This is a genomic window from Spirillospora sp. NPDC049652, assembly GCF_040675125.1.
In the GTDB taxonomy this organism is placed as follows: Bacteria; Actinomycetota; Actinomycetes; order Streptosporangiales; family Streptosporangiaceae; genus Spirillospora.
In genome coordinates this window covers 1-2,606 of the sequence record NZ_JBFAOF010000972.1, presented here as the reverse complement: position 1 = coordinate 2,606, position 2,606 = coordinate 1, and the positions used below count along the sequence as shown (strand labels likewise).

Sequence of the window (2,606 nt, the reverse complement as noted above, 5' to 3'; positions counted from 1 at the left end):
GGCGGGCCGGACGTGCTCGTCCACCTCGCCAAGGGCGAGAGCGGCGGCATCTTCCTCTCCGGCCGCACGCCCCGGGCCCTGCTCGACCTGACCGCCCGCCTCGGCCTCGAACGCACCGAGGACGAACTCGACGCCCCCGAGGAGTACTAGCGGCCGCACCTACGGGCCTGGCCCACTTCGGCTGGGGCTTCCCAAAAGAGGGTGGTTTGTCGGGCCGGGCCCCTACCCTTCTCGGCGTGGCGAAGATCGTGGATTACGGGACGTTCGCGGAGCGGCTGAAGGCCGCGCCGAACCGCTGGGATGTGCTGCGCGAGTTCCACGAGGAGTGGGGCTACGCCGTGAAGCCGGGCTCGTCCCGGTGGGACCGCTTGTCCGAGGACGAGCACGAGGCGTACGTCCGCGAGCTGCACGGCAAGGCGGACGACGACCGGTTCGAGGGCGTCGACACCGCCCTGCCCATCCCGGCCGCGCTGGACGAGTGGTGGGAGCTGCCGTTCAACTCCTTCACCCACGACGCCCAGCACTACGAGACGAACCCGGTCTACCCGCCGACCGTGCGGCCCGACCCGTCCGGCTACGGCGTCGCGGGCCCCCTCCAGGACGATTCGGACCTGGTCGCCCCGGACGCCGACCGCCGCGTCGTCGTGTTCATGGCCGAGAACCAGTACTGCAACGAGTGGGGCTACCTCGCCGCCGAGGCGCACGAACCCGACCCGCGCGTCCTGGTCAGCGTGGACGACGACGAGTGGGTGCTCCAGGCCCGGTCGGTCTCGGAGTTCTTCCTCCAGCTCACCGTCCAGCGGCTGCCGCGCGCGCTCGGCTGGTCGCTGGAGGTCTACGAGGAGGACGTCGCCGACCAGACCCTGGGCAGCGCCGGCCTGCTCGCGCGGATCAGGGCCGAGATGCCCGCGCTCGGCTTCGAGCCGTGGGCCGAGCTCCAGCAGAACACGATCGTCCACGGCGGCCCGGACGTGCTCGTCTACCACGCGGACGGCGAACTCGGCGGGCTCCGCTTCACCGGCCGCACCCCGGAAGCCGTGCTGGAGCTGGCGTCCCGCCTCGGCGTCAAGGCCGACGCGGACGATCTCAGCGAGCCCGGCGACTGCTAACCGACCGACAAGTCCGCTTCGGGGACGGTCCGTCGGGCCGTCCCCCTACGCTTCTCGGCGTGGCGAAGATCGTTGACTACGGGACGCTCACGGATCGCCTGAGGGCCGCCCCGAACCCCTGGGACGTCCTGCGGGAGTTCCAGGAGGAATGGGGCTACGCGGTCAAGCCGGGCTCGTCCCGCTGGACCCGCCGGGACGAGCAGCACGTGCCCGACAAGCACGTGCCCGACCCAAGCGGAGACACCGACCGGGCCGGGGAGGGCGCCCTGCCCATCCCGGCCGCCCTGGACGAGTGGTGGGAGCTGCCGTTCAACTCCTTCGCCCACAGCCCCCGCCTCTACGGGACGCACCCCATCTACCCGCCGAGCCTCCGGGACGCGCCGCCCGCCGGCGAGAACAGGGGTCCGATCCCGGATGACTCGGACCTGGTCCCGCCGGACGCCGACCACCGCGTCGTGGTGTTCATGGCCGAGTACCAGGGCTGCAACGAGTGGGGATATCCGGCGGCCGACGCGCACGAACCCGATCCGCGCGTGCTGGTCGACGTCGACGTCAGCGAGGGTGAATGGGCCCTCCAGGCCCGGTCGGTCTCGGAGTTCTTCCTCCAGTTGGCCGTGCAGCGGCTGCCGCGCACCCTCGGCTGGTCGACGCAGGCGTACCTGGAGGACGTCGGCGACGACGACGGGTCCGAACTGGTCGCCAGGATCGAGGCCGAACTGCCGGCGCTCGGCTTCGAGCCATGGCGCGAACTCGGTCAGGACGGGATCGTCCACGGCGGTCCGGACGTGCTCGTCCATCTCGCCAAGGGCGACTGCGGCGGCGTCTTCCTCTCGGGCCGCACGCCTCAGGCCCTCCTCGGCCTGGCCGCCCGCCTCGGCCTCGAACGCACCGAGGACGACCTCGACCCCCCGGAGGAGTACTGACCGGGGACGGATCAGGCGGCAAGCGACGGGGTTGCGGGGAACGGGATGCCGGTCAGCTTCTCGCTGAGTTCTAGGAGGCGGGCCCGGGCTTGCTCGTCGTAGGCCTGGTGATGCGCTCGGGCGGGACGGGACCGGTTGAAATAGGTCCCGGTGACCTCGGCGAGGGCCGGGTCGCCGACCAGCCGGGCGGTGTTGTCCACTCCTTCCTCCAGGGTGCTCTGCACCGCGAACAGCCCCTCGACGATCTTGGTGGGCATGTAGGACGCGGGGTGCAGGGCGTTGACGGTGACGCCCTGCCCGCGCAGGAGTTCGGCGTGCTCGAAGGTGAGCATGATCTGCGCGAGTTTGGCCTGGCAGTAGGCCTGTACGCCGGTCCAGTGGCGGTCCAGCATCACGTCGTCGAAGTCCAGTGGCGCCTGCCCGGCCGAGCTGACGTTGACCACCCGCGCTAGGGCCTGTCCGGCAGATCTTGGTGTTCGGCTGAGGTGGATCTTGGGTTGTGGGTTGATGGTGTGTCGTGGTGCGACGGCATGAGTTGACCGATGTGGCGTGGCGGCGGATTGAGCCGCTTTTG

Annotated in this window: 3 protein-coding genes; 2 read left to right on the top strand and 1 reads right to left on the bottom strand. The window is 70.8% G+C overall.

What is annotated here, in order from left to right; all coding sequences use genetic code 11:
• The first annotated feature begins 236 nt into the window (after positions 1–236).
• Positions 237–1,109 carry a hypothetical protein gene (locus AB0J52_RS35615; protein WP_500187324.1) on the top strand — a complete coding sequence of 291 codons (873 nt, stop codon included), beginning with the start codon at positions 237–239 and terminating at the stop codon, positions 1,107–1,109.
• A gap of 59 nt (positions 1,110–1,168) precedes the next feature.
• Positions 1,169–2,032, top strand: a complete 864-nt coding sequence (locus AB0J52_RS35610; protein WP_500187323.1) for a hypothetical protein — start codon at positions 1,169–1,171, stop codon at positions 2,030–2,032.
• 11 nt (positions 2,033–2,043) lie between these two features.
• Here the strand turns inward: AB0J52_RS35610 and AB0J52_RS35605 are convergent, their stop codons facing one another.
• Positions 2,044–2,475: a Rossmann-fold NAD(P)-binding domain-containing protein gene (locus AB0J52_RS35605; protein WP_500187322.1), complete on the bottom strand. Its 432-nt coding sequence runs from the start codon at positions 2,473–2,475 to the stop codon at positions 2,044–2,046.
• Positions 2,476–2,606: the final 131 nt, after the last annotated feature.